The sequence below is a fragment of the Sediminibacillus albus genome (assembly GCF_900101125.1).
Classification (GTDB): domain Bacteria; phylum Bacillota; class Bacilli; order Bacillales; family Amphibacillaceae; genus Sediminibacillus; species Sediminibacillus albus.
The window spans coordinates 246,758-269,866 of the sequence record NZ_FNFL01000003.1 but is presented as its reverse complement, the minus strand read 5'-3'; the positions used below and the strand labels follow the sequence as shown (position 1 = coordinate 269,866).

The window sequence follows — 23,109 nt, the reverse complement described above, 5'->3', positions numbered from 1 at the left end:
CTCGCCAATGATTTTGGCGAAACAAAGACAGGAGCCGGATGTTTTATATGGAAAGCTGCGGGACTTAAATGCTACTGGTCTGGTGAAACAATATCCGGATAAACAGAAAACAATGATGGCTCCCGGAGATATTTTGTATTCTTCTAAAGGTCTATCCACTTTTTTAGTCGGTCATGTAGGAATGGTTGGCAAGGACTACCATATTTATCACTCTCATCCGCAGGGCGGCTTTTTTGATCCACTGCCTGCTTATTTATCAAGGCATAAATTCGGGACAGAGTTGATTGTATTGCGCCCGGTAAAGGGAGCGGAAGCTGCTGCCGAGTGGGTATTGGTTGCGATCAGCCTTGTGAAGCGATATGTTTTTCACCCAAAGCTGGACGTCATCACGTATAATTACTGCTCCAAGTTTATTTGGCAGGCTTTCTGGTATACAGGATATGGCGATCTTACCGGAAGAAATTTGCATGACACCAAGCTGGCTTGGATATATCCTTTAAACCTAAAGCAGTCCTGCCTATTAACCCCGATTACAACATTAACGTTATCAAGTAAGCAAAGCAGCTGATGAATGCTATTCTACTAATGAAATTACGAATATTTAAAAAATTATAATTTTGTTGTTGACAAATTTTCGGGAGCATTATATGATTGTAAACAATAATTCAATGAATCGCTTGGCTGAGACGAAGAGTAGTAATTCGTGCACGGTGTCAAAGAGAGCTGGTGGTAGCTGTGAACCAGTACGTCGTTACGAGTGAATGGACTTCCGAGCCCCAAACCGAACTTTTCAGGACAGTAGGCTTTGGCGGGATTGCCCAACGTTATCAAGGGCAGGTATAGACTGCGGTTTATACTGGCAAAGCGGCTGTTTCTTAAATAGCTAAAAAGGTGGTACCACGGGTTTCCTCGTCCTTTATGGAGAGGAAGCCTTTTTTTTATACCAAAATTTCATTTGGTAACAAATTAAATAGCAAAAAAGGTTAAATCAACGAGTAAGAAGAGTATGCTTATCGATTCATCGAAGAGAGCCGGGGCTGGTGGGATCCCGGTATGATAGAGAAGCTGAATGGGCTTACGAGAGTTTTTCTGAAAATACTAGTAGGAAAAAACGGTGTTCCCTCGTTATCGGGATAGAGTATGGTACCTGTACAACAGGAACCTGTACTTGAAAAGCGGAAGGAAACCTGGTTTCCTTCAATAGAGGTGGCACCGCGGCTGAAACCGTCCCCTATAAACACGAGAAACAAGTGTTTATAGGGGGCTTTTTTATTACCAGAAAAAGAGCAACGCTCACTAAAAAGGAGAGAGTGTCATGATTCAATCAATCACTGGCCCAGAATATAAACAAATACAAATAAACGGAGATACGCTGACTCCGATCTCTGTGTTTAACAGACTGCAGGGACAGCGTAAATTCTTGTTGGAAAGCTTGGCAAACCAGTCAGAAAAAGGAAGGTTCTCCTTTTTAGGCTTGAATCCTTTTAAAGAAATTATCGGTGATAATCATCAAACAGTGATCAACTATATGGATACCGGCACAAAGCAAACAGAAACCGGTAATCCGTTGGAGATAGTAAAGCAGCATTTGCTCAACCATTCATTGCCGCTCCCGTTTCCCTTTTATGGGGGAGGAATTGGTTATATTGGGTACGACGCGATCCGCCACTATGAGTTTATTGGACCGGAATACCACGATGAAATAGAAATGCCGGACATCCACCTGATGTTTTATCAGGATGTCATCGTTTTTGACCATCTCCATCAAACGGTCTCGATTGTCGCCATCAATTTAAATGGAGAACGAACGGAGAAAGAACTAAACCAGTCTCTGGAAGATATCAAGCATGATATCACTACTGATATAGGAGAACCAATTCAGCCGCTGGACAAAATTTCTTTCAAGCCAGCTATTGATAAACAGACTTTTATGGAAAGAGTCGAACAGGCCAAAAAGCATATTGTGGACGGGGATATTTTTCAAATAGTACTTTCCCAGCGGATGAAAGCCAGCTTTGATACAGATCCTTTTACCTTCTATAGACATTTGCGGAGGGCCAATCCTTCCCCATATATGTTCTATATAAACTTCGACGACTATATTGTGTTAGGTGCTTCTCCGGAAAGCTTAATAAAAACCAATGGCAGGCAAGTAGTAACGAATCCAATTGCTGGTACAAGGCCGAGGGGCAAGACAGAAGAAGAGGATATAAGCTTGGGTGATGAGCTTTTAGCAGATGAGAAAGAGCAGGCTGAACATAAAATGTTAGTTGATTTAAGCAGGAATGACCTTGGCCGTGTTTGCGAGGTTGGTTCTATCAAGATTCCAAAGTATATGACAATCGAGCGGTATCAACACGTGATGCATATCGTTTCAGAGGTACACGGGACACTGCTTCCTAATTATAGCGGGATTGATGCATTGGCATCAACGCTTCCGGCAGGTACGGTATCAGGCGCCCCCAAGATCAGGGCTATGCAGATTATCAATGAATTGGAGCGGGAACGGCGCGGCGTTTATGCGGGAGCAGTCGGCTACATCAACATGAATGGGGACGTTGACTTGGCTTTGGCAATCAGGACCATGGTCGTAAAGGATAACAATGCTTATGTTCAAGCGGGCGCCGGTATCGTCTATGATTCAAATCCGGCTGCAGAATACGACGAAACACTTAATAAAGCCAAATCACTATTGGAGGTAAACACAAATGATTTTATTAATCGATAATTATGATTCGTTTACTTATAACTTATACCAATATATATCCGTGTTAGAAAAAGAGGTGCGGGTGTTCCGTAATGACGCCTTGACGTTGGAGGAAGTGGAAGCTTTAAGCCCGGAAGCAATCGTATTGTCACCAGGCCCTGGTACCCCAGAGAAAGCGGGTATATGCATCGAAGTCGTAAAACGGTTTGCTGGAAGCATCCCCATCCTCGGGATTTGCCTGGGACACCAGGCAATCGGTTCAGCCTTCGGAGGCAAGGTCATTCATGCATCTAACGTTATGCACGGAAAAACATCAATGGTTACCCATCAGCGGTCAGGGTTATTTGCAGACCTTCCCCAACCGGCAGAGGTAATGAGGTATCACTCTCTTGCCATTGAAAACACTAGTGTACCTGCTTGCTTGGAAGTGACCGCTACAGCTGATGATGATGGGGAAATCATGGCTTTAAAACATCAGACTTTACCAGTATATGGAATGCAGTTTCATCCAGAATCGATTGGTACGAAGACTGGTAAGGCAATGCTTAGAAACTTTCTCTCTATGATAAAGGAGGATGAATATGAAACAGTATCTCGATAAGCTGATTCATCAACAGGCATTAAGCTTAAATGAAATGGAACAGGCAGCAAGGAAAATGTTCATGGAAAATACATCGGAAACAGAAATAGGTGCATTCCTTGCAGCTTTAAAAACAAAAGGCGAGGAACCGGAAGAGATTACCGGCCTAGTGAACGTCATCAGGGAAAAATCGATTGCTGCCACAGATATATTGGACGGCGTCATGGACAATTGCGGAACTGGCGGCGATGGTTCGCAAAGCTTCAATATTAGTACTACTTCTGCTTTTGTCATTGCAGGAGCCGGAATTAAAGTAGCCAAACACGGAAACCGCAGCATCTCCAGCAGAACAGGCAGTGCGGACGTACTCGAACACCTTGGTGTATCACTTCATTTGTCAAAAGAGCAAATGCTCGATGTGTTAAAGGATAATGGGATTGCCTTCTTGTTTGCACCTCACGTGCATCCCGGATTGAAGCGAATCATGAAGGTGCGGAAGGAGCTTAGCATCCCGACTGTTTTTAATTTGATTGGACCGTTGACAAATCCGGTGGCCTTAGACACACAACTGCTCGGTATTTACCGGCGTGACATGCTGGAAATGATGGCTAGCGTACTGCACCGCTTAGGAAGAAAAAGGGCGTTGATTATTAACGGGGCTGGCCATATGGACGAAGCCTCACTGGCTGGCGATAACCATCTGGTGCTTATGGAGAAAGGGGAGATTATTAGATTCACTCTCCACCCGGAAGAAGTCGGATTACCCGTTTACGATAATAAAGAAATTAAAGGCGGGGACGCAAAGGCGAATGCCGATATTCTATATCGTGTTTTACGAGGTGAAACAGGTGCCCACCGTGACACTGTTGTGTTAAACGCCGGGCTGGCGATACTGGCGAATGGAAAAGCAGCCACTGTTCGAGAGGGAGTAACGATGGCAAAGGAAAGCATTGACTCGGGAGCAGCACTTAATAAACTGGAAAATTTGATTGAATACAGTAATAAAGTTAAACAAGAGGTGGTGGGCTGATGACGATCTTAACTCAGATTCTAGCGGAAAAGGAAAAAGAAGTTGTTCAACTCAAGAAAAACTATCAACCAGCATCCAGATTGAAAGATGTCAGGAAGCGATCGCTCTATGACAGTTTTCTAAATGCAGAGGAAATCGGCATTATTGCTGAAATTAAGCGGGCCTCTCCTTCCAGGGGGGCCATTAATACTAATGTGAACCCGCCGAAACAAGCGGCACAATACGTTAACAATGGGGCTGGCGCCATTTCTATTTTGACTGATCAGCCATTTTTTCAAGGTGCTATGTCAGACTTGGAAGCGGTCAGGAATACTGTTGATGTACCATTGCTTAACAAAGATTTTATTATTGACGAAATTCAAATTGACCGGGCTAAGGATTTTGGCGCAGATGTGATTTTACTGATTGCCGCTGCCCTCCCTGAGCAAAGATTGGCAGATTTGTACAAATATGCGCTTGCTAAAGACCTTGAAGTGTTATTTGAAGTTCACAACCAAGTGGAGTTAGCGGCTGCTAATGAGATCGGCGCTAAAATTATCGGAATCAATAACCGTGATTTGCGAACATTTGAAGTAGATTTGGCCACTACCGAAAAGTTAGCAGGGCAAGTTTCGGATCCTAATAAGCTATTAATCAGTGAGAGTGGTTTTCGGAAAAGAGAAGATGTAGAAAGAGTAAAACAAGCAGGCGTCAAGGGAATTCTTGTGGGAGAAACGATGATGCGCTCCGGAAATTTGCAGCAAACGTTCCGGGATTTACAAATCCCGTTATAAAGCCGGGACAGCTAATAGGAGGATAATTATGAAAGTAAAAATCTGCGGTATCAAAACAGAACAGGCTGCGAATGATGCTATCCGGGCGGGGGCGGATTTTATTGGATTTGTATTTGCGCCAAGTAAGCGGCAAGTTAGTATGCAGCGGGCGAAAGAAATATCGCAGCAGATTCCCGCTCACATAAATAAAGTAGGAGTTTTCGTAAACGAGTCCTCGGAGACAATCAATAGAATAGCCGATACGGTTGGCCTTGATTATGCACAATTGCATGGCGATGAACCGCCTGGTTTGCTGGCAAACATTAAGATTCCGGTTATTAAAGCAATTCAAATTGCAGATAAAGATGATTTGAGAAGGATGGAAGACTACCAATGTGATTATTACCTGCTTGATAGTCCGTCTGGTAAGTATCACGGCGGTAACGGAGAAGTATTCAATTGGTCATTAACAAGGCATCTGCCCAACGAGGTTAACAAAGTCATCCTTGCGGGTGGATTAAACGCAATGAATGTCAGGGACGCTATTAAAGAGGTTTCGCCAATTGGAGTAGATGTTTCCAGCGGTGTGGAGACAGCGGGTGAAAAGGATCCTGCAAAAATAAGAGCTTTTATTGAAGCAGCGAAAAGTTAGGAGAGGAAGGATAATTATGAAAACCTATCAACAACCAGATCAGCAGGGCCATTTCGGAAGTTTTGGCGGAAGATTTGTTCCGGAAACTTTAATGCCTGCTGTTTTAGAACTTGAAAAGGCCTATGTAGAAGCAATGGCCGATCCGGAATTTATCGAAAAAGTTGATTACTATTTTAAGCAGTATGTAGGGAGAGAAACCCCGTTATATTATGCTGAGAATTTCACTAGCCAATTTGGCGGTCCCAGGATTTATTTAAAACGAGAAGATTTAAACCATACGGGTGCGCATAAGATCAATAATGCCATTGGGCAAGCATTGCTGACAGTCCGAATGGGAAAGAAAAAAGTCGTTGCTGAAACGGGCGCCGGCCAGCATGGGGTAGCTACTGCAACAGTTTGTGCTTTGCTTGGTTTAGACTGTGTCATTTTCATGGGAAAAGAAGATATCCGCAGACAAAAGCTGAATGTTTTCCGTATGGAATTATTGGGAGCAAGGGTGGAGAGTGTGGAACAGGGAAGCGGCACTTTAAAGGATGCTGTCAATGAAGCCTTGCGCTACTGGGTCACCAATGTCGAGGATACCCATTATATTATCGGGTCAGTCGTCGGCCCGCACCCGTTCCCGAAAATCGTCCGTGATTTCCAAAGTGTGATTGGTACGGAAACGAAGCAGCAAATCCTGGCTCAAGACGGAAAATTACCCGAAGCAGTTATAGCCTGCATTGGGGGAGGAAGTAACTCGATGGGAATGTTCTATCCATTTGTTGAAGACCATGAGGTTGCTCTTTATGGTGTAGAAGCAGGAGGTTCTGGGATAAAAACTGGAAAACACGCCGCAACCCTTACAGACGGCAAGGCAGGTATCCTGCATGGCACCTTGAGTTATCTTCTGCAAGATGAAAACGGCCAAATAACGGAGGCACACTCGATTTCAGCGGGGCTGGATTATCCGGGCATCGGGCCAGAACACAGTCATCTAAAAGAGGCGGGCAGAGTAACTTATGATTCCATTACCGATGAGGAAGCTTTAGAGGCTTTACAGTTGCTCACAAAAACAGAGGGCATCATGCCAGCGTTGGAGAGTGCCCATGCAGTTGCTTACAGCATGAAGTTAGCTCAGAAAATGAGCAAGGATCAAACAATTGTCATTTGTTTATCAGGCAGGGGAGATAAAGACGTAGACACAGTGAGATCAGCGTTTGGAGGGAGTTCCTATGAGTAAACAACAGTTACAAGAGGCTTTCCAAAAAGTACTCAACCAAGGGGATAAAGCATTTGTACCTTATATCATGGCGGGGGATGGTGGTCTGGATCGTTTAGAGGAGCAAGTCCAGTTTCTCCAGGAAAGTGGAGCAACTGTTTTAGAAGTTGGTGTACCATTTTCTGATCCGGTAGCGGATGGCCCTACCATTCAGGAAGCTGGAATTCGAGCACTTCAGGAAGGTGTAAGCCTACGGGCTATACTGCACAAATTACAGCAGTTTAAGGAGAAACGGAATATCCCGATAGTTTTGATGACATATTTGAATCCTATCTATGCTTACGGGATCGAAGCGTTCGCCGATGCCTGTCAAGTAGCGGGTGTCAGTGGCTTGATCATTCCTGATATGCCTTTAGAGGAAGAGCATATGGTGGCGGTACAGCTGAAAGAAAAAGATATTGCGCTGATTCGCCTTGCTTCATTGACTAGTCCGCCAGAACGGCTTCAGGAAATTGCCAAGAGGACGGAAGGATTTTTATATGCGGTAACCGTTACAGGAATAACAGGTGCACGAACTGGCTTTAAGGCAGACTTGCAAGAGCACTTGGCGGAACTAAAGGCCATCTGCGATGTTCCTGTTTTGGCAGGCTTTGGTGTGTCTACACCGCAGCAGGTAAAGGAGCTTAGCAGCAATTGTGACGGTGTGGTTGTTGGCAGCAGAATAGTCGATGCCCTACACAAAAACAAGCGCAGCGATATCCAGGCAATGATCCGGGCAGCTAAAGCAGGGCAGAAGGCTTCCATCGATTCATAATAAACTTTTACCTTAAAACAAGGGCTGGGACAAAAGGATAGTGGCTAAAGCAAAAAATCGAACGATGATTCGAAATCCTTAGGGTTCGAGCCGTTCGATTTTTGCTTTTTTAACACCTGCGGATCCAGTGACAACTCTATTTTTTCCTTTTAACAAAGTTGGATGCTTAAACTGGCGCAGGCAGTATCCTTCGCTTTCCGTAGGCACAGCTTCAGCCTCCTTGAAAATAAAGGGGTCATTTTTGGCTGCGATGATAGGGCTGTTGGCTGAAAACAGTACACAGACTTTCAGTGGAGGAAATCCACGGAGACTCCTGCGGGAGAAAAGGCCTCGGTGAGACCCCGCAGAGCGCAAGCTCGAGGAGGCTCACCAGCCGCCCGCGGAAAGTGTAGTGTATTTCCGCAGCGCAGTACTAATACTTATCTGATAATACTGTTTGTTATATTGCCATTTATATTTTTAAACTTCATCTTCTGTAATTGTTCGGTTTGTGCCAAGTGGATGTATGTTATGTCCCAACCACTTGCTTTAGAGTTCTGGCAGTTTGTTTTTCCTGTTCTTTTTTCATTGCTTCTAGACAAACCTGGTTCAAATAGTTCCAAGGTTTATTGTAATGCGGCTGGAAAAAGAAGTCAGTCATCGCCATTTGTTCAATTGTCATGTTATTTTGAATGCTGACACTTAACGTGTTCATTGCTTGTGTAAAATCGGCATCAGAAATCACTTGTGCTCCAACGATGCGATGGCTTTCCTGTTCGTACACTACCTTTAGTTTAAGCACAGCGTTATCCGGCATAAAGTCGGGACGATAGGTGTCTTCAATCATCGCGCTGCTCACCGCTATCCCGGCAGCCCTTGCGGCAGATGCTGTCAAGCCGGTTGCCGATATATTGTGCTGATGGATTTTCAATCCGGATGTTCCCTGAGTTCCGGGGTGAGCCAGACGTGGACGAACTAGATTATAAGCTGTCAACGTACCCATACGAACAGCATTGGTAGCTAATGGGATATACGCCTGCTGCTGACTGGGATTGTAAGCTACCGCACAACAATCTCCGGCAGCGAATACATCAGGGGAGCTGGTGCGCATGTACTCGTCGACGTTGATGGCACCATTATTGAGCATATCCAGCTGTCCGGCAAATAATTCTGTGTTTGGGCGAAAGCCGATGCACATAATGACCAGGTCGGCATCGTAGCTTGCCTTAGACGTGACGACTTGCGAAACTTTTCCGTCCTTTCCTTGAAACGAGTTTACTGTCTGGCTCAATGCAAGGTTTACACCTTTCTCGGCAAGTGTGGTTTCAATTGGGCGCGTGAACTCCTCATCTAAATAACGATTCAGAATGCGGTCTTCGCTGTCAACCAAGGTTACATGTTTACCCGCCTGTTCAAAAGCTTCTACTAATTCAATACCGATATATCCCGCGCCTACCACAACGATTTTTTCCGCCGCCTCCGATCGTGCAATAATTTCATTAGCATGGTGGAAGTTTTTGCATAGTTGGACATTGTCTAAGTTACTCCCCGGAATCGGTGGAGTTACCGGCCATGAACCGGAAGTAATAATTAATTTATCATATTCATATCGGGTGATTTTATCTGTTTTTAAATCTTTGGCTTCCAATGTTTTTGCTGTTGTATTGCAGCTTGTGACGGCATGCTGCATATGCATGCGAACCCCTTGCTTTTCAAACGCTTCTACTGAAGCATAAAATAAGCCCTCAGGATTTTCTACAACCCCGCCTACATACAAAGCGATTCCGCAAGATAGGAAAGAAACATTATCATTTTTTTCAAAAACATCAATTTCCGCTTCAGGATACATACTTAATATATTGGTAATTGCGGCAGTCCCTGCATGGGTACATCCGATAACAGCTACTTTCATGTAACATCATCCTCCATTATTTGTGATGTTTTTCACATGATATTGTGAAGGTAATCACAATTGATCACAAACTTAGTATAATCCTCTATGAACGATTAATCAACCATATTGTGATATATTTCACAAATTAGTCAAAAAGCACGGTCGGCGCTGTTTTCTAGTGAATAGGGGGAAGTTAGCGTTGAATAAAAAAAGCTGCCTTAGGGGCAGCTTTTAATCAATAACGGTGCGTTTACGTTTTTATGCATACATTGCTTCTACTTCTTTTTGAAGTTTTTTGTCGGCCACATATTCGTCGTAGCTCATTTCTTTATCAACCAGGCCTTTAGGAGTGATCTCAATCAGGCGGTTGGCAATGCTGTGGACAAATTGATGGTCGTGGGAAGTGAATAAGATAGATCCCTTAAAATTGACAAGTCCATTATTCAAAGAAGTAATCGACTCTAAGTCCAAGTGGTTGGTAGGTTCATCCAACAATAATACATTGGCATTGCTCAGCATCATTTTAGAGAGCATACAACGCACTTTTTCCCCACCAGAAAGAACATTCGATTTTTTTAATGCTTCTTCGCCGGAGAAGAGCATTCTGCCGAGAAAACCACGCAAGAACGTTTCTGTTTGGTCTTCTGGGGAGTACTGGCGCAGCCAATCAACCAAGTTTAAATCGCCATTCTCAAAATACTCGGAGTTATCTTTTGGAAAATAAGACTGTGAAGTAGTCACTCCCCATTTATAAGTTCCTTCATCTGGTTCGATTTCTCCCGTTAAAATGCGAAGAAGGGTTGTTTTGGCAAACTCATTTTTTCCGACAAGCGCGATTTTATCATCTTTATTCATCGTAAAACTGATATTGTCCAGTACCTTTTCGCCATCAATCGTCTTAGAGATTCCTTCTACACGCAATAAATCATTTCCGATTTCGCGGCCTGGTGTAAAAGCTACATATGGGTAACGCCTTGAAGAAGGTTTGATATCATCCAACGTGATGTTATCAAGCATCTTCTTACGGGAAGTTGCCTGCTTAGACTTGGAAGCATTAGCACTAAACCGGGCTACGAAATTTTGCAGCTCTTTGATTTTTTCTTCTTTTTTCTTGTTTGCTTCCTGAGCCATTTTTAAAGCAAGCTGGCTTGATTCATACCAAAAATCATAGTTGCCCACATAAACTTCGATCTTACCATAGTCAACATCAGCAATATGGGTACAAACTTTGTTTAAGAAGTGACGGTCATGGGAAACGACGATGACCGTGTTCTCGAAGTTAATCAGGAATTCCTCCAGCCATTGGATTGCTTGAATGTCCAAATGGTTGGTCGGCTCATCGAGCAGCAAAATATCAGGGTTACCGAATAATGCTTGGGCTAGTAGGACTTTTACCTTTTCAGAGCCGGTAAGGTCTGCCATTTTTTTTGTATGCAAGTCTTCACTAATGCCTAGACCTTTTAGTAAGACAGCAGCATCGGATTCTGCTTCCCAACCGTTCAGTTCGCCGAATTCACCTTCTAATTCAGCTGCTCTCATGCCGTCTTCCTCAGAAAAGTCGGGCTTCATATAAATGGCATCTTTTTCTTCCATAATTTTATATAGGCGTTCATGACCCATGACTACTGTTTGCAGAACTTCGAATTCTTCATATTCAAAGTGATCCTGCTTCAGCATAGCCAAACGCTCACCTGGTGCGAGCGAAACATGGCCTGACTGCGGTTCGACTTCTCCGGAAAGCACCTTCAAAAAGGTGGATTTTCCAGCACCATTGGCACCGATTAATCCGTAGCAATTGCCTGGATTAAATTTTATATTAACGTCTTCAAACAACTTTTTATCACCAAAACGGAGACTAACATTGCTCACATTTATCATAAGTTATAACATTCCTCCAGAAAGTATATCATCCTATTAAGGATAAAGGTTTTAGCGCTGTAAGTCAATGCCAGGGCTGGTCAGCCCGGCTTTCATAAGAAAAACTGCGGAGCCACACCAGATGGCGGAACCGCAGTTATATTATGAAGGGTAAAAGGCTTTGGCATGGCCTCCTGTTTTTTTGCCTACACAATTTTCTTTCTTAAGTAGCCGGAGATTATGTCGACGATGGTTACCATGACGATAATCCCGAGCAGGATAATACCAACCCGGCTCCAGTCGCGTGATTGCATGGCAAATATTAAGGGGGTCCCGATTCCCCCGGCTCCAATAATCCCGAGAACACTTGCTGAACGGAGATTTATTTCAAATCGGTACAGCGTATAGGAAATAAATCCTGGCAATACTTGGGGAAAGACTGCGAACCATAAGATTTGCAACGGGCGTGCTCCGGTAGCTTTTAATGCTTCAGACGGACCTAAATCAATATTTTCGACTTCCTCGGAAAACAACTTGCCGAGCATGCCGATGGAATGAAGTCCCAGTGCTAATACGCCAGCAAAAGAACCTGGGCCAACTACTTTAATAAAAAGCAAGGCCATAACTAATTCTGGAAAAGTACGGACAAAGCTAAGAAAGAATTTGCCGATTCCTGCGTTAGCTTTAATCCTGCTCATATTATTAGCGGCCCAAAAAGCAAATGGAATACATAAAAAAGCAGAAATGAATGTCCCTAGGATAGCGATTGCCAATGTATCCAGCAAGCCCCTCAGCAAATCCTCCCCTTCCGGCAGGTACACATAGTCCCAATCTGGAGAAAAAATGCCCGATAAAATAGCTTTGGAGATTTGGCCTGCAGTTTCTTTAAAGCCCTCCACTGGAACGCCTGACAATGCCCAGACATAAATGAGGGCTAGCACAATATAGATAACCCAGCGTTTATAAATCTTCTTTTTTGGTTTTATTGGTCTAGTTGCACTGCTCATAATAAATTCTCCCGTAATTTAGTACTGATATAATCGATAATTAACACAACTACTAAAGTGAATATAATGATCGTGCTTACTTTGTCATATTCAAGGAATCCTAACGTTCTGTCATAGTATTCACCGATACCTCCAGCCCCAACTAGTCCTAAAATAGCAGCAGCACGTATATTGATTTCAAAGGAATAAAGTACATAAGACACATAGTAAGCGGCCACCTGAGGAACAACAGAAAACGTGATCCACTGGATTTTATTGGCTCCTACAGCTGTCATCGATTCTAAAGGGCCTTTATCAATCCCCTCAATCGCTTCATATGTCAGTTTGGCGATAATACCGGTAGAAAAAATGCCCAAAGCAAAAATACCAGGAAGCGGCCCTAATCCAAAGATTGCAACAAAAATAGCTGCTAACAATAGTTCAGGAATGGTACGGACAAGATTTAAAATAAACCTGACTGGGTAAAAAATCCAGGTAGATTTCATCATATTGCTTGCTGAAAACAATGCAAACGGAATGGCAATCACTGCTCCAATCGTAGTACCTAAGACAGCCATTCGAATCGTATCCAGCATCGCTTGAATGATATTATCGAAATAGGCCCAGTTTGGCGGGATCATTTCGTCAAGCACACTGAACATATTAGGAAAGCCTTCAATTAATTCGTTAAAAGTACTGCCAGTTTGATAAGCACTGCCCCATAATAGGAATAAAATAAGAATGAAGGTTAGATAATGCTTGATTCTACTTGGCGCCTTTGGTAGTTTCTGTTCATTCAGCTGATTCATTGGCGGACGCTCCTACTTCTTCATCTTCTCTTGTTTCAAGAGGACGGCCATAAATCTCTGAGAATCTCTCATCTGTCGCTTCTTCTACAGGACCGTCGAATACTACTTCGCCTGCCTGCAGGCCGATAATTCTAGTTGCGTACTGGCGGGCGATGTCGATAAAATGCAGATTTACGACAGTAGTGATCCCCAGTTCCTGATTGATTTTTTGCAGGTTATCCATTACTTGTTTAGTAGTTAACGGATCCAACGAGGCAACAGGTTCATCTGCCAGAATGATCTTGGCTTCCTGTGCCAAAGCCCGGGCAATAGATACTCGTTGTTGTTGCCCTCCAGAAAGCTGGTCGGAACGAGTATATGCTTTTTCGACTATATTGACGCGTTCCAAAGCATTGAAGGCAAGGTTGACATCTTCTTTCGGAAACAATCCCAGTACGGTTCTCAAAGTCGAATGGTAACCGACCCTGCCTGATAGGACATTTCTTAAAACAGTGGATCTTTTTACTAAATTAAAGCTTTGGAAAATCATCCCGATGTCACGGCGGGCGATTCGTAAGTCTCTTCCTTTTGCTTCTGTGATCGAGCTGCCGTCGATAATGATTTCGCCTGATGTAATTTCATGCAATCTGTTTATCGAACGGAGAAATGTTGATTTACCGGCGCCAGACAAGCCGACAATCACGACAAATTCCCCTTTTTCAATCGTCACATTGATATCTTTAAGCCCCTGTGTACCATTGGGATAAACTTTGGAAACATTTTTAAATTCAATCACTCTTCATACCAACCTTTATAAGAATTTAAAGATCTAAGCTGCACAAAAACATACAATTTCGGCTATCCGCATAAAAGAAAAGCCAGTTCGAGATAGATATCGACTGGCTGTATGCTGAAGCTATTGGATATTGCAATATCCCAAAACTAAAAAACTATTCAGTTTTTACTTTATCGGAATATTCTCTTACAATATCAAACTTGCTGTCTTCGGATTTAACATATCCTTCGTGCGTATATATTTCTTTAACAATCTCATGTCCTTCTTCGTCCTGACCGATATCAATGAAGGCTTCTGTAATCTTCTTGCTCCACTCTTCATCCATGTCAGAACGGACAGCGATTGTATCGTTAGGAATCATTTCTGTGAATTTAATTACTTTTGTATCTTCAAATACTGTAGGGTAATCACCTATTACTGTGTTTCGGGCATCCTGGAATACTACAGCCGCATCAACATCACCATTAAGAACGGAAATAACGCCTTGGTCATGTCCTTTAACTGTAACACCTTGTACATCTTCTAGTGGATCAATGCCAGCATCCATCAGAGAAGCCGCCGGCCATACGTAACCTGCAGACGATGTAACATCCTGGAAGGCAATTTTCTTTCCTTTTAGGTCTTCGATGCTTTCAATATCAGAATCTGCTTTAACGACGAATTCTGATTTATACCCATCTACCAATTCATCAGTAGGTTGTCCGGTTTCATCTTCAACTCCAAAACGCTGTGCTTGTAAGATTACTTCTGCAGCGCCTTTTTCTTTTGCTAACACATAGGCAGTAGGGGGTAAGAATCCTACGTCTACTTTTTTAGAGTCCATAGCTTCTATGATCGTGTTGTAGTTGGTTGATACACTAACTTCAACAGGAATATCCAGGCGTTCACTCAATAACTCTTCCAATGGCTTAGCCTTCGCTTCTAAAGTATCTGCATTTTGAGAAGGGACAAACTGTACAGTTAATGTTTCAGGAACATATGATTCTGATCCTTCGCTGCTAGCGCCTTCTGCGTCATCCGAACCACCGCACCCACTAATAATACCAGCTGTTAAAGCCAACGTGGCCCCAACTGTTGCAAGCTTCTTAAACATAGGAAAACTACCTCCAATATATTTTAAAATGTGTTACTCCGTTACTATAGCATAATTTTTGTCAGAGTATGTAAAAATATTGTAAAATTTAAGAAATATTTTCTAATTCTGATAATCCGTTATTATAATTTGTTACGATAGCATAGTAGATAACGAGATTTAGGAGGCTGGCTATGGAAGCAGAAATAAATGTTTTGGTAACAAGTGATATTCACGGCTATATATATCCTACTACATACCGGGATAACAGCGACCAAGGATTAGGTCTGGCAAAGGTTGCATCACTGGTTAAAAGAAAAAGAGAAGAAACGAATGTGCTGCTGCTGGATAATGGCGACATTATTCAAGGGAGCCCGCTGACGTACTATCATGCAAAATATAAAGCAAACAAGGAAAACCCTGTTATAAAAGCCGCTAACTATCTTACATTTGACGCCTCTATTTTCGGTAACCATGAATTTAACTATGGTCAGCATTACTTAAAAAGAGTTGTTGAACAGGCAGATTTTCCCTGGCTGTCCGCCAATGTTATCGATAAGGCATCAGGTAAGCCGCTGTTTGGCCAGCCATATGTCATTAAAGAGCTGCAAGGAGTAAGAATTGCCGTGCTGGGGGTTACAACACATTTCATTCCCCATTGGGAAGAGCCGCGAAATATCGAAAGCCTGGAGTTCCCGGATGCTTTACAGACTGCCAAACAGTGGGTGAAGTACATAAAGGCAGAGGAAAGTCCAGACGTAATGATTGTATCTTATCATGGCGGGTTTGAAAGGGATTTAACTACAGGAGAACCGACTGAGCGGTTGACAGGAGAAAACCAGGGATATCAAATGTGCCAGGAGCTGGAGGGCATCGATTTATTGATAACTGGTCACCAACACCGGACGATTGCAGAAAAAGTCAACAATATTGCTGTTGTGCAGCCGGGCAATAATGGCCAAACTCTAGGCGAAGTAAAAATAGCCTTGCAACATTTGGACGGTAGGTGGGAGGTCAAAGATTCGGTTCCCGTCTTGCATGAGATTGATGAACATATCGAGGCCGATAAAGGTATGTTGGACTTGATTGCTGATTTTGAAGCAGAGACCCAGCAATGGCTTGACCGTCCAATCGGTAAAATCAGTGGTGATATGTCTATTTCTGATCCATTAATAACAAGAATGCAGGATAATCCGTTGATTGAATTTATTAATAAGGTGCAAATGGATGCAGCAGGAGTAGATATTGCAAACACGGCCTTGTTTAACAATGACTCACCGGGTTTTGGCGAAAATGTCACCATGCGCGATATTGTTTCCAACTACGTTTATCCAAACACCTTGAATGTCATTCGTATTAGCGGCAAGGATATTAAAGATGCCCTAGAACAAAGTGCAACATATTTTATAGTTGAAAACGGGAAAATAAAAGTGAATCCAGCTTTTATCGAGCCAAAACCCCAGCACTACAATTATGACATGTGGGAAGGCATCGAGTATGAGTTGAAAATTTCAAACCCAGTCGGTGAGCGAGTGGTTCAACTGGACTATCAAGGGAAGCCGATTGAACTGAACAAACAGTATGATGTTGTAATGAATAATTACCGGGCTAGTGGAGCAGGTGACTTTGACATGTTTCAGGGCAAACCGCTGATCAAAGATATACCCATCGATATGACAGAGTTAATTGCCGATTATATCCTGCAAAGAAAAACCATTCAGGCGACTTGTAATAATAATTGGCGTGTAAGCTTGTAAAAATTATTCAAAGCGAAGGCCATGACAGTCCCGCTTCGGCATTTACTATTATTCTGCTGAACCGCAAATGATGGGTTCCTTCTATTCAATAGGCTTTTTGAAATTATGTCTATCCCGGTAAGGGACACTAAACCGCAATCTTGGAATTTTGGTTTTGGTTTCATGAGGAGATAATGGAAACAGGAGGAAAAGAATCATCTTCAAGATAAAGCGCTAGCCCGTTGGAGATGGCTAGCGCTTTATCTTTGTGTGGAGAATAAAGGAAAAGTTTAATCCGTTGCATATATAAGCAAATCATTATATATTAATATGTAAATGGATGTGGGGAGGGCATATTATGCTGAAAACAGAAATCGACATGGATAAAGCGGCAATCATTCTTAAATTGCTCGGGGATAAAACAAGGTTGACGATGGTCAAGCTCCTTGAAAACCATGATTGCTGTGTTTGTGAGTTCGTCGAAATATTTAACGCTAGCCAGCCATCGATTAGCCAGCACCTCCGTAAATTGCGTGATGTCGGGGTGGTGAAAGAGGAGCGTAAGGGACAGTGGATTTTTTATTCGATTAATAAAAACAATGACTACTATCCATTTGTCGAACAAATCCTCAAGCAATTGCCCGATCAGGAGGATAAGTTAAAAGCATTGGAAGAGAAAGGTGCTCGAATTACTTGTTGTTAACAGGAGGGAATAAACGTTGTCTTTATCAGTCATTTTAGCACTGCTAATCTTTTTGGCGACACTCATATTGGTGATTTGGCAGCCAAAAGGATTATCGATTGGATGGTCTGCTTGCGGCGGGGCTGTTCTCGCTCTACTAGCCGGAGTAGTAGGCTTCAGCGATGTTTGGGAAGTTACCGAGATTGTCTGGAACGCCACACTTGCTTTCGTAGCAATAATTCTTATTTCTTTAATATTGGACGAAATAGGTTTCTTCGAATGGGCCGCTTTACATATGGCTCGCGCTGCCAGGGGAAACGGAACCAAAATGTTTGTTTATGTCAGTCTGCTCGGAGCCATTGTGGCTGCACTGTTTGCCAATGATGGAGCGGCATTGATTTTGACACCAATTGTGCTAGCTATGGTACGTAATTTAAATTTCAAAGAGCAAATGGTGTTTCCATTTATTATGGCTAGCGGCTTTATTGCAGATACGACATCTTTACCATTGGTTGTCAGTAACTTAGTAAACATTGTATCTGCAGATTTCTTTGGAATCGGGTTTATTGAATACGCCTCACGGATGATCATTCCAAACCTATTCTCATTAGTCGCAACGATTGTTGTTTTATTTTTTTATTTTAGAAAAAGCATCCCGAAAAATTACGATATATCACAGCTGAAACAGCCGGTCGAAGCAATCAGGGATCAGAAGCTGTTCCGGATTTCTTGGTACGTGCTGGGCGTTTTGCTTGTTGGTTACTTTATCAGTGAATTTATCATGCTTCCTGTGTCGATTGTTGCCGGCGTTGTAGCTATTTTCTTCTTGCTGATGGCTAAGCGCAGCAAGGCTGTTAATACTACTGCAGTAGTTAAAGGAGCACCATGGGAAATTGTCTTTTTCTCGATTGGCATGTACGTTGTCGTTTACGGACTGAGAAATGCCGGGCTCACCGATGTCCTTGCCCAGGCGATCGAGGCAAGTGCGGAACAAGGATTGTTCGTTGGTACGGTAGCAATGGGCTTTATTGCCGCCATTTTATCCTCAATCATGAACAATATGCCGACAGTGATGATTGACGCACTGGCGATTGCCGAAACTAATACTTCGGGCGTGATGCGGGAAGCCCTCATCTATGCTAATGTGATTGGTTCAGATTTAGGTCCGAAGATAACGCCGATTGGCTCGCTGGCTACCTTGCTTTGGCTTCACGTTCTTTCACAAAAAGGAGTCAAAATCAGCTGGGGAACCTACTTTAAGACGGGGATCATTTTAACGATACCAATTTTATTTATTACCCTCGTGGGATTATATTTAACATTATTGCTACTATAAAAAAGGAGATGAACGATTATGTCTAAAAAAACACTTTATTTCTTATGTACAGGTAACTCTTGCCGCAGCCAAATGGCTGAAGGCTGGGCGAAGAAGCATCTTGGGGATGACTGGGATGTAAAGAGCGCAGGAATTGAAGCGCATGGATTGAATCCTAATGCGGTAAAGGCAATGAATGAGGTTGATATCGATATTTCCGGGCAAACCTCCGATATTATTGATTCAGATATACTGAATAATGCTGACCTTGTAGTCACTTTATGCGGAGATGCGGCAGACAAGTGTCCAATGACCCCACCGCACGTAAAACGTGAACATTGGGGCTTCGATGATCCGGCTAAAGCTGAAGGAACAGATGAAGAAAAATGGCAAGTGTTCCAGCGGGTACGCGATCAAATCGGCGAACGAATCCAACGTTTTGCCCAAACAGGGGAGTAATAACTAACCAGCATATTTACTATTTACAACAAAAGCCCGATCCAATCGGGCTTTTTATATGCTACTGAATAGATTCTCTTAATTTTTTTAAGTTTTCATGAGCTCTTTCATAGTCCATGTTAATATTGGTGATGAAGTGAAAAATAGGATCGTTTGCTGTGTTTTTCTTTAACGAATAATAAATTTTAGGTTTTTCATGTTTGATTATCGCCATCACTTCAGAAGTCGGCAAGTCGATTGACCTGGTTCTAACCCTTAGGAAACTCCTTAAAAAATGTTTGAAGGGCATGACATCTCCATATTGGTCCTGATGCTGGTGAAGCAGCTTATCAAATTTACGAAGGATTGATTTTAATTCAGGCTCTTGATAAATAATAAAACCTCCTTATATCTTGCCTAATAAACACCTGTTGTTTAGGAGATTTATCCAGGCAGCTGGCTGGCTTAGGTTTTCCGTTAGCCCCTAAAGCTTTGCGTCCTTGCTTTTCAACAAGTTTGCCACTTTTCTCCGTAAAATTATAACATATCCGCTAAAATAAGTGTCGAAATTTGTCTTGTTGATGGGTAAAAAGTCAACTACAGCAAGATGTTTCCTCCGGAGCTAGTTTTTCGTACAAGAAAGCTCTTTTACCTGAAGAAACTTCTTTTCTGCTCTATATAAAATTATGTTAAAGTGAAAGAAGCAGTATCCAGAAAGGATTTGTTTTAATGAGTAAAACTGTCGTATTAGCAGAAAAACCTTCCGTTGGAAGAGATATAGCCAGAGTGCTGAATTGTCACAAACAAGGCAACGGCTTCCTGGAAGGTTCCCAATATATTGTTACTTGGGCACTCGGCCATTTGGTGACATTGGCCGACCCGGAAACTTATGATGATAAATACAAAACATGGCGGATGGAAGACTTGCCGATGCTGCCCGACCGTCTAAAGCTGGTTGTAATAAAAAAGACTGGTAAACAGTTCAATACTGTCAAGACCCAGTTGACCCGGAAGGATGTCGGCCAGGTAGTGATTGCTACCGACGCCGGCCGTGAAGGGGAATTAGTTGCCCGGTGGATAATTGAAAAAGCGCGAGTCAATAAACCGGTCAAACGGCTGTGGATTTCTTCTGTCACTGACAAGGCGATCAAGGATGGCTTTAAACACTTAAAGCCGGGCAAGCAGTACGAAACCCTTTATGATGCTGCTGTCGCCCGCTCGGAAGCAGACTGGTATGTCGGACTAAATGCTACCCGTGCATTGACGACAAAGTTTAATGCCCAGCTTTCGAGCGGCAGGGTGCAGACGCCTACATTGGCGATGATTGCTTCCAGGGAAAAGGAAATAAAAGATTTCCAGCCGCAGGAATACTACGGTCTGCAAGCTAAAACAAATAAAGGCTTTACTTTAACGTGGCAGGACGAGAACAATAATAGCCGTACGTTTTCCAGACAAAAAGCTGAACAAATGCTAAACAAAATCAAAGATCAGCCTGCAAAAGTCGTTAAAGCTGATAAGAAACAGAAGAAAAGCTTTGCTCCTCAGTTATACGATTTAACCGAGCTGCAGCGGGACGCCAACCGGATCTTCGGTTTTTCTGGAAAGCAGACGCTGTCCTTAATGCAGAAACTATATGAACAGCATAAAGTACTGACATATCCCCGAACGGATTCCCGGTACTTGTCCAGCGATATTGTGCCCACTTTGAAGGACAGGGTGAAAGCATGCGGAGTGGATGAATATGCCAAGCTTGCCGGGAAAATCAGCAGGAAAGAGATAAAGCTGACCAAAGCTGTGGTTGATGACAACAAAGTGTCTGACCACCATGCCATCATTCCGACAGAGCAGCCGGTAATCCTGGCAGAATTGAATGATAAGGAAAGAAAAATTTATGACTTAGTAGTAAAAAGATTTCTTGCAGTCCTTTATCCGCCCCATGAATATGAGCAGACGAAGATTACTGCTGATATCGGTGGAGCGACATTCACTGCCAGCGGGAAAAGCATTAAAAAACAAGGATGGAAAGAGGTTTACAATAATCGCTTCCAGGAGGAAAACGATCAGGAGGATGATCAGAAACTGCCGAGCATTGAAGCAGGAGATACATTTTCCGGGTTGCAAGTTTCATTGACCATTGGAAAGACCAAGCCGCCAGAGCGCTTTACCGAAGGAAATCTACTTCAGGCGATGGAAAATCCAGTCCGTTATATGGCGAACAATGACAAACACTTAGCTAAAACGATTAATCAGACTGGTGGCTTAGGTACTGTTGCTACCCGTGCGGATATTATTGAAAAGCTGTTTAATAGCTTTTATATGGAGAAGAAGGGTAAGCATATCTTCATTACCTCGAAAGGCAGGCAGCTGCTTGATCTTGTTCCGGAAGACCTAAAGTCACCTGCCTTAACAGCGGAGTGGGAACAAAAATTGGGCGAAATTGCCGATGGAAAACGCAGCAAGGGCGCCTTTATCAAAGAAATGAAGGGCTATGCCAAGCAAGTCGTCCAGGAAATAAAAAATAGTGAATCCACCTTTAAACATGACAATCTGACGGGAAGCAAATGTCCTGAATGCGGCAAGTTAATGCTTGAGATTAATGGGAAAAAGGGAAAAATGCTTGTCTGCCAGGATCGTTCCTGCGGCCATAAGAAAAACATCGCCAAAAAGACCAACGCCAGATGCCCGAATTGCCATAAGAAATTAGAACTGCGCGGAGAGGGAGAAGGTCAGACATTCACTTGCGTTTGCGGCCATCGGGAAAAGCTGTCTGCCTTTAACAAACGAAAGCAAAAAGAAAAAGGCAATAAAGCAACGAAGCAGGATGTTAATAAGTACCTGAAAAAACAGGATAAACAAGATGAGTTTGCGAATACTGCCCTCGCTGATGCACTGGCAAAATTGAAAAACAAATAAAATCAGAAGAACCCTTCGACAGTAATGTTGAAGGGTTTAATATTCAGGTGACGTTAAATTTTGTAAATTATTTAACAATCCTATTGCTATCATGGTTGCCATGCCCTATATTTAACTTAATACGCTCTTTTCATAAAGCAAAATGAGCGGACGTCCTGTTTTTCAATGGAGGAAAAGGAATGGATACAAGAAAAGTATTTATATTATTTTCGGACACGGGGACCGTGTTGGGAAAGGCAATAAATATTTGCACAAATTCAACAATGAATCATGTGTCAATCGCATTTGACCCTGAGTTAACAGAAGTGTACAGTTTCGGAAGGAAACGCCCGCGTAACCCGTTTATTGGCGGGTTTGTAAAAGAAAATGTCAGTACTGCCTTTTTCAGAAATACTACATGTGCAGTTTATAGTTTCACAATTACAAATCAGGAGTATAACCAGATGCTCGAAAAGATAAAAACCATTGAACAAGAGAAAGACAATTATCGCTATAATTTTATCGGTCTTTTTTTAGTACCCTTGAACAAGCAGCTGCATAGGAAAAATGCGTTCTTTTGTTCACAGTTCGTAGCAACTTTGCTAGGAGTGTGCAGTGACTACCAGAATTTAAAGCCGCCTTGCCTGACAAAGCCGCAGGACATCCGGGCATGGCATCAGCTGCAACTGATATACCGAGGAAAGTTGATTGATTATCCTGGTTATTTACAGGCTGAGTGTAATCAAACGGTGAAAGCAGAAAAGAGTCCTGCCTAGTCAGTGATTCAAATGCTAGCTATCTGGGGCCATTCATGTTTTTCAGGAAGTATAGATACTGAACATCCGAGACTCTGCATTACAGTTTTTTTGTGCGGAGAAACGGCCATGTTCATAAAAGTGAAGCATACCTGCAATCTCTCTCTTAATGGTCTAAGTACT

The 23,109-nt window shown here is 42.8% G+C and carries 21 protein-coding genes, 1 riboswitch and 2 other annotated features; of the genes, 14 read left to right on the top strand and 7 right to left on the bottom strand.

The window, feature by feature from the left end:
• Nucleotides 1-7: 7 nt before the first annotated feature.
• The 8 genes from BLR93_RS10365 (at nucleotide 8) to trpA (ending at nucleotide 7,736) form a co-directional block, all read left to right on the top strand.
• Nucleotides 8-568, top strand: coding sequence for a hypothetical protein (locus BLR93_RS10365; protein ID WP_245690116.1), 561 nt, complete (start codon nucleotides 8-10; stop codon nucleotides 566-568).
• A 106-nt stretch (nucleotides 569-674) separates the two neighbouring features.
• Nucleotides 675-920: a binding site (T-box leader), on the top strand.
• Nucleotides 921-982: 62 nt separating this feature from the next.
• Nucleotides 983-1,235: a binding site (T-box leader), on the top strand.
• A gap of 80 nt (nucleotides 1,236-1,315) precedes the next feature.
• Entirely contained in the window at nucleotides 1,316-2,728 is a 1,413-nt protein-coding gene (gene trpE / locus BLR93_RS10360) for an anthranilate synthase component I (RefSeq protein WP_093214037.1), read from the top strand.
• Entirely contained in the window at nucleotides 2,709-3,308 is a 600-nt protein-coding gene (locus tag BLR93_RS10355) for an anthranilate synthase component II (RefSeq protein ID WP_093214035.1), read from the top strand. The genes trpE and BLR93_RS10355 overlap by 20 nt, the downstream gene beginning before the upstream one ends.
• The gene (gene trpD / locus BLR93_RS10350) at nucleotides 3,289-4,317 is read left to right on the top strand and encodes an anthranilate phosphoribosyltransferase (RefSeq protein ID WP_093214032.1); all 1,029 of its coding nucleotides are present in this window, start codon (nucleotides 3,289-3,291) and stop codon (nucleotides 4,315-4,317) included. The genes BLR93_RS10355 and trpD overlap by 20 nt, the downstream gene beginning before the upstream one ends.
• Complete coding sequence (trpC, locus tag BLR93_RS10345; RefSeq protein WP_175559318.1) at nucleotides 4,317-5,090, top strand: indole-3-glycerol phosphate synthase TrpC; 774 nt, start codon at nucleotides 4,317-4,319, stop codon at nucleotides 5,088-5,090. The genes trpD and trpC overlap by 1 nt, the downstream gene beginning before the upstream one ends.
• A gap of 28 nt (nucleotides 5,091-5,118) precedes the next feature.
• Nucleotides 5,119-5,721: a phosphoribosylanthranilate isomerase gene (locus BLR93_RS10340; RefSeq protein WP_093214027.1), complete on the top strand. Its 603-nt coding sequence runs from the start codon at nucleotides 5,119-5,121 to the stop codon at nucleotides 5,719-5,721.
• Between the two features lie 16 nt (nucleotides 5,722-5,737).
• Entirely contained in the window at nucleotides 5,738-6,943 is a 1,206-nt protein-coding gene (trpB, locus tag BLR93_RS10335) for a tryptophan synthase subunit beta (protein WP_093214024.1), read from the top strand.
• Nucleotides 6,936-7,736 carry a tryptophan synthase subunit alpha gene (gene trpA / locus BLR93_RS10330; protein ID WP_093214023.1) on the top strand — a complete coding sequence of 267 codons (801 nt, stop codon included), beginning with the start codon at nucleotides 6,936-6,938 and terminating at the stop codon, nucleotides 7,734-7,736. Before trpB ends, trpA begins: the two co-directional genes overlap by 8 nt.
• Before the next feature lie 78 nt (nucleotides 7,737-7,814).
• Here trpA and BLR93_RS18380 read toward each other — a convergent pair whose 3' ends face one another.
• The 7 genes from BLR93_RS18380 to BLR93_RS10300 all read right to left on the bottom strand — a co-directional run bounded on the left by BLR93_RS18380 (nucleotide 7,815) and on the right by BLR93_RS10300 (nucleotide 15,129).
• Nucleotides 7,815-7,943 (bottom strand): hypothetical protein, encoded by a 129-nt coding sequence (locus BLR93_RS18380; RefSeq protein WP_281241697.1) that lies wholly within the window; start codon nucleotides 7,941-7,943, stop codon nucleotides 7,815-7,817.
• 301 nt (nucleotides 7,944-8,244) lie between these two features.
• Nucleotides 8,245-9,627, bottom strand: coding sequence for an FAD-dependent oxidoreductase (locus BLR93_RS10325; protein WP_093214021.1), 1,383 nt, complete (start codon nucleotides 9,625-9,627; stop codon nucleotides 8,245-8,247).
• A gap of 240 nt (nucleotides 9,628-9,867) precedes the next feature.
• Entirely contained in the window at nucleotides 9,868-11,487 is a 1,620-nt protein-coding gene (locus BLR93_RS10320) for an ABC-F family ATP-binding cassette domain-containing protein (protein ID WP_093214018.1), read from the bottom strand.
• A gap of 185 nt (nucleotides 11,488-11,672) precedes the next feature.
• A complete protein-coding gene (phnE, locus tag BLR93_RS10315; RefSeq protein ID WP_093214016.1) occupies nucleotides 11,673-12,473 on the bottom strand; it encodes a phosphonate ABC transporter, permease protein PhnE in 801 nt (266 codons plus the stop codon).
• Nucleotides 12,470-13,261: a phosphonate ABC transporter, permease protein PhnE gene (gene phnE, locus BLR93_RS10310; RefSeq protein ID WP_093214013.1), complete on the bottom strand. Its 792-nt coding sequence runs from the start codon at nucleotides 13,259-13,261 to the stop codon at nucleotides 12,470-12,472. Before phnE (BLR93_RS10310) ends, phnE (BLR93_RS10315) begins: the two co-directional genes overlap by 4 nt.
• On the bottom strand, nucleotides 13,245-14,036 hold the full coding sequence (gene phnC / locus BLR93_RS10305; RefSeq protein WP_093214010.1) for a phosphonate ABC transporter ATP-binding protein: 792 nt from the start codon (nucleotides 14,034-14,036) through the stop codon (nucleotides 13,245-13,247). The genes phnE (BLR93_RS10310) and phnC overlap by 17 nt, the downstream gene beginning before the upstream one ends.
• A gap of 154 nt (nucleotides 14,037-14,190) precedes the next feature.
• Nucleotides 14,191-15,129, bottom strand: coding sequence for a phosphate/phosphite/phosphonate ABC transporter substrate-binding protein (locus BLR93_RS10300; protein WP_093214008.1), 939 nt, complete (start codon nucleotides 15,127-15,129; stop codon nucleotides 14,191-14,193).
• A gap of 173 nt (nucleotides 15,130-15,302) precedes the next feature.
• Between BLR93_RS10300 and BLR93_RS10295 the strand changes: the two genes are divergently transcribed.
• The 6 genes from BLR93_RS10295 (at nucleotide 15,303) to BLR93_RS10270 (ending at nucleotide 22,947) form a co-directional block, all read left to right on the top strand.
• Nucleotides 15,303-16,865, top strand: a complete 1,563-nt coding sequence (locus tag BLR93_RS10295; protein ID WP_093214005.1) for a bifunctional metallophosphatase/5'-nucleotidase — start codon at nucleotides 15,303-15,305, stop codon at nucleotides 16,863-16,865.
• 337 nt (nucleotides 16,866-17,202) lie between these two features.
• Nucleotides 17,203-17,547: an ArsR/SmtB family transcription factor gene (locus BLR93_RS10290; RefSeq protein WP_093214003.1), complete on the top strand. Its 345-nt coding sequence runs from the start codon at nucleotides 17,203-17,205 to the stop codon at nucleotides 17,545-17,547.
• Nucleotides 17,548-17,563: 16 nt separating this feature from the next.
• Nucleotides 17,564-18,862 carry an arsenic transporter gene (locus BLR93_RS10285; RefSeq protein WP_093214000.1) on the top strand — a complete coding sequence of 433 codons (1,299 nt, stop codon included), beginning with the start codon at nucleotides 17,564-17,566 and terminating at the stop codon, nucleotides 18,860-18,862.
• A gap of 18 nt (nucleotides 18,863-18,880) precedes the next feature.
• Nucleotides 18,881-19,300: an arsenate reductase (thioredoxin) gene (gene arsC / locus BLR93_RS10280; RefSeq protein ID WP_093213998.1), complete on the top strand. Its 420-nt coding sequence runs from the start codon at nucleotides 18,881-18,883 to the stop codon at nucleotides 19,298-19,300.
• Between the two features lie 427 nt (nucleotides 19,301-19,727).
• Nucleotides 19,728-19,810: riboswitch (cyclic di-GMP riboswitch) on the bottom strand.
• A gap of 198 nt (nucleotides 19,811-20,008) precedes the next feature.
• Nucleotides 20,009-22,192: a DNA topoisomerase III gene (locus BLR93_RS10275; RefSeq protein WP_093213995.1), complete on the top strand. Its 2,184-nt coding sequence runs from the start codon at nucleotides 20,009-20,011 to the stop codon at nucleotides 22,190-22,192.
• Between the two features lie 179 nt (nucleotides 22,193-22,371).
• On the top strand, nucleotides 22,372-22,947 hold the full coding sequence (locus BLR93_RS10270) for a hypothetical protein (RefSeq protein ID WP_093213992.1): 576 nt from the start codon (nucleotides 22,372-22,374) through the stop codon (nucleotides 22,945-22,947).
• Nucleotides 22,948-23,109: the final 162 nt, after the last annotated feature.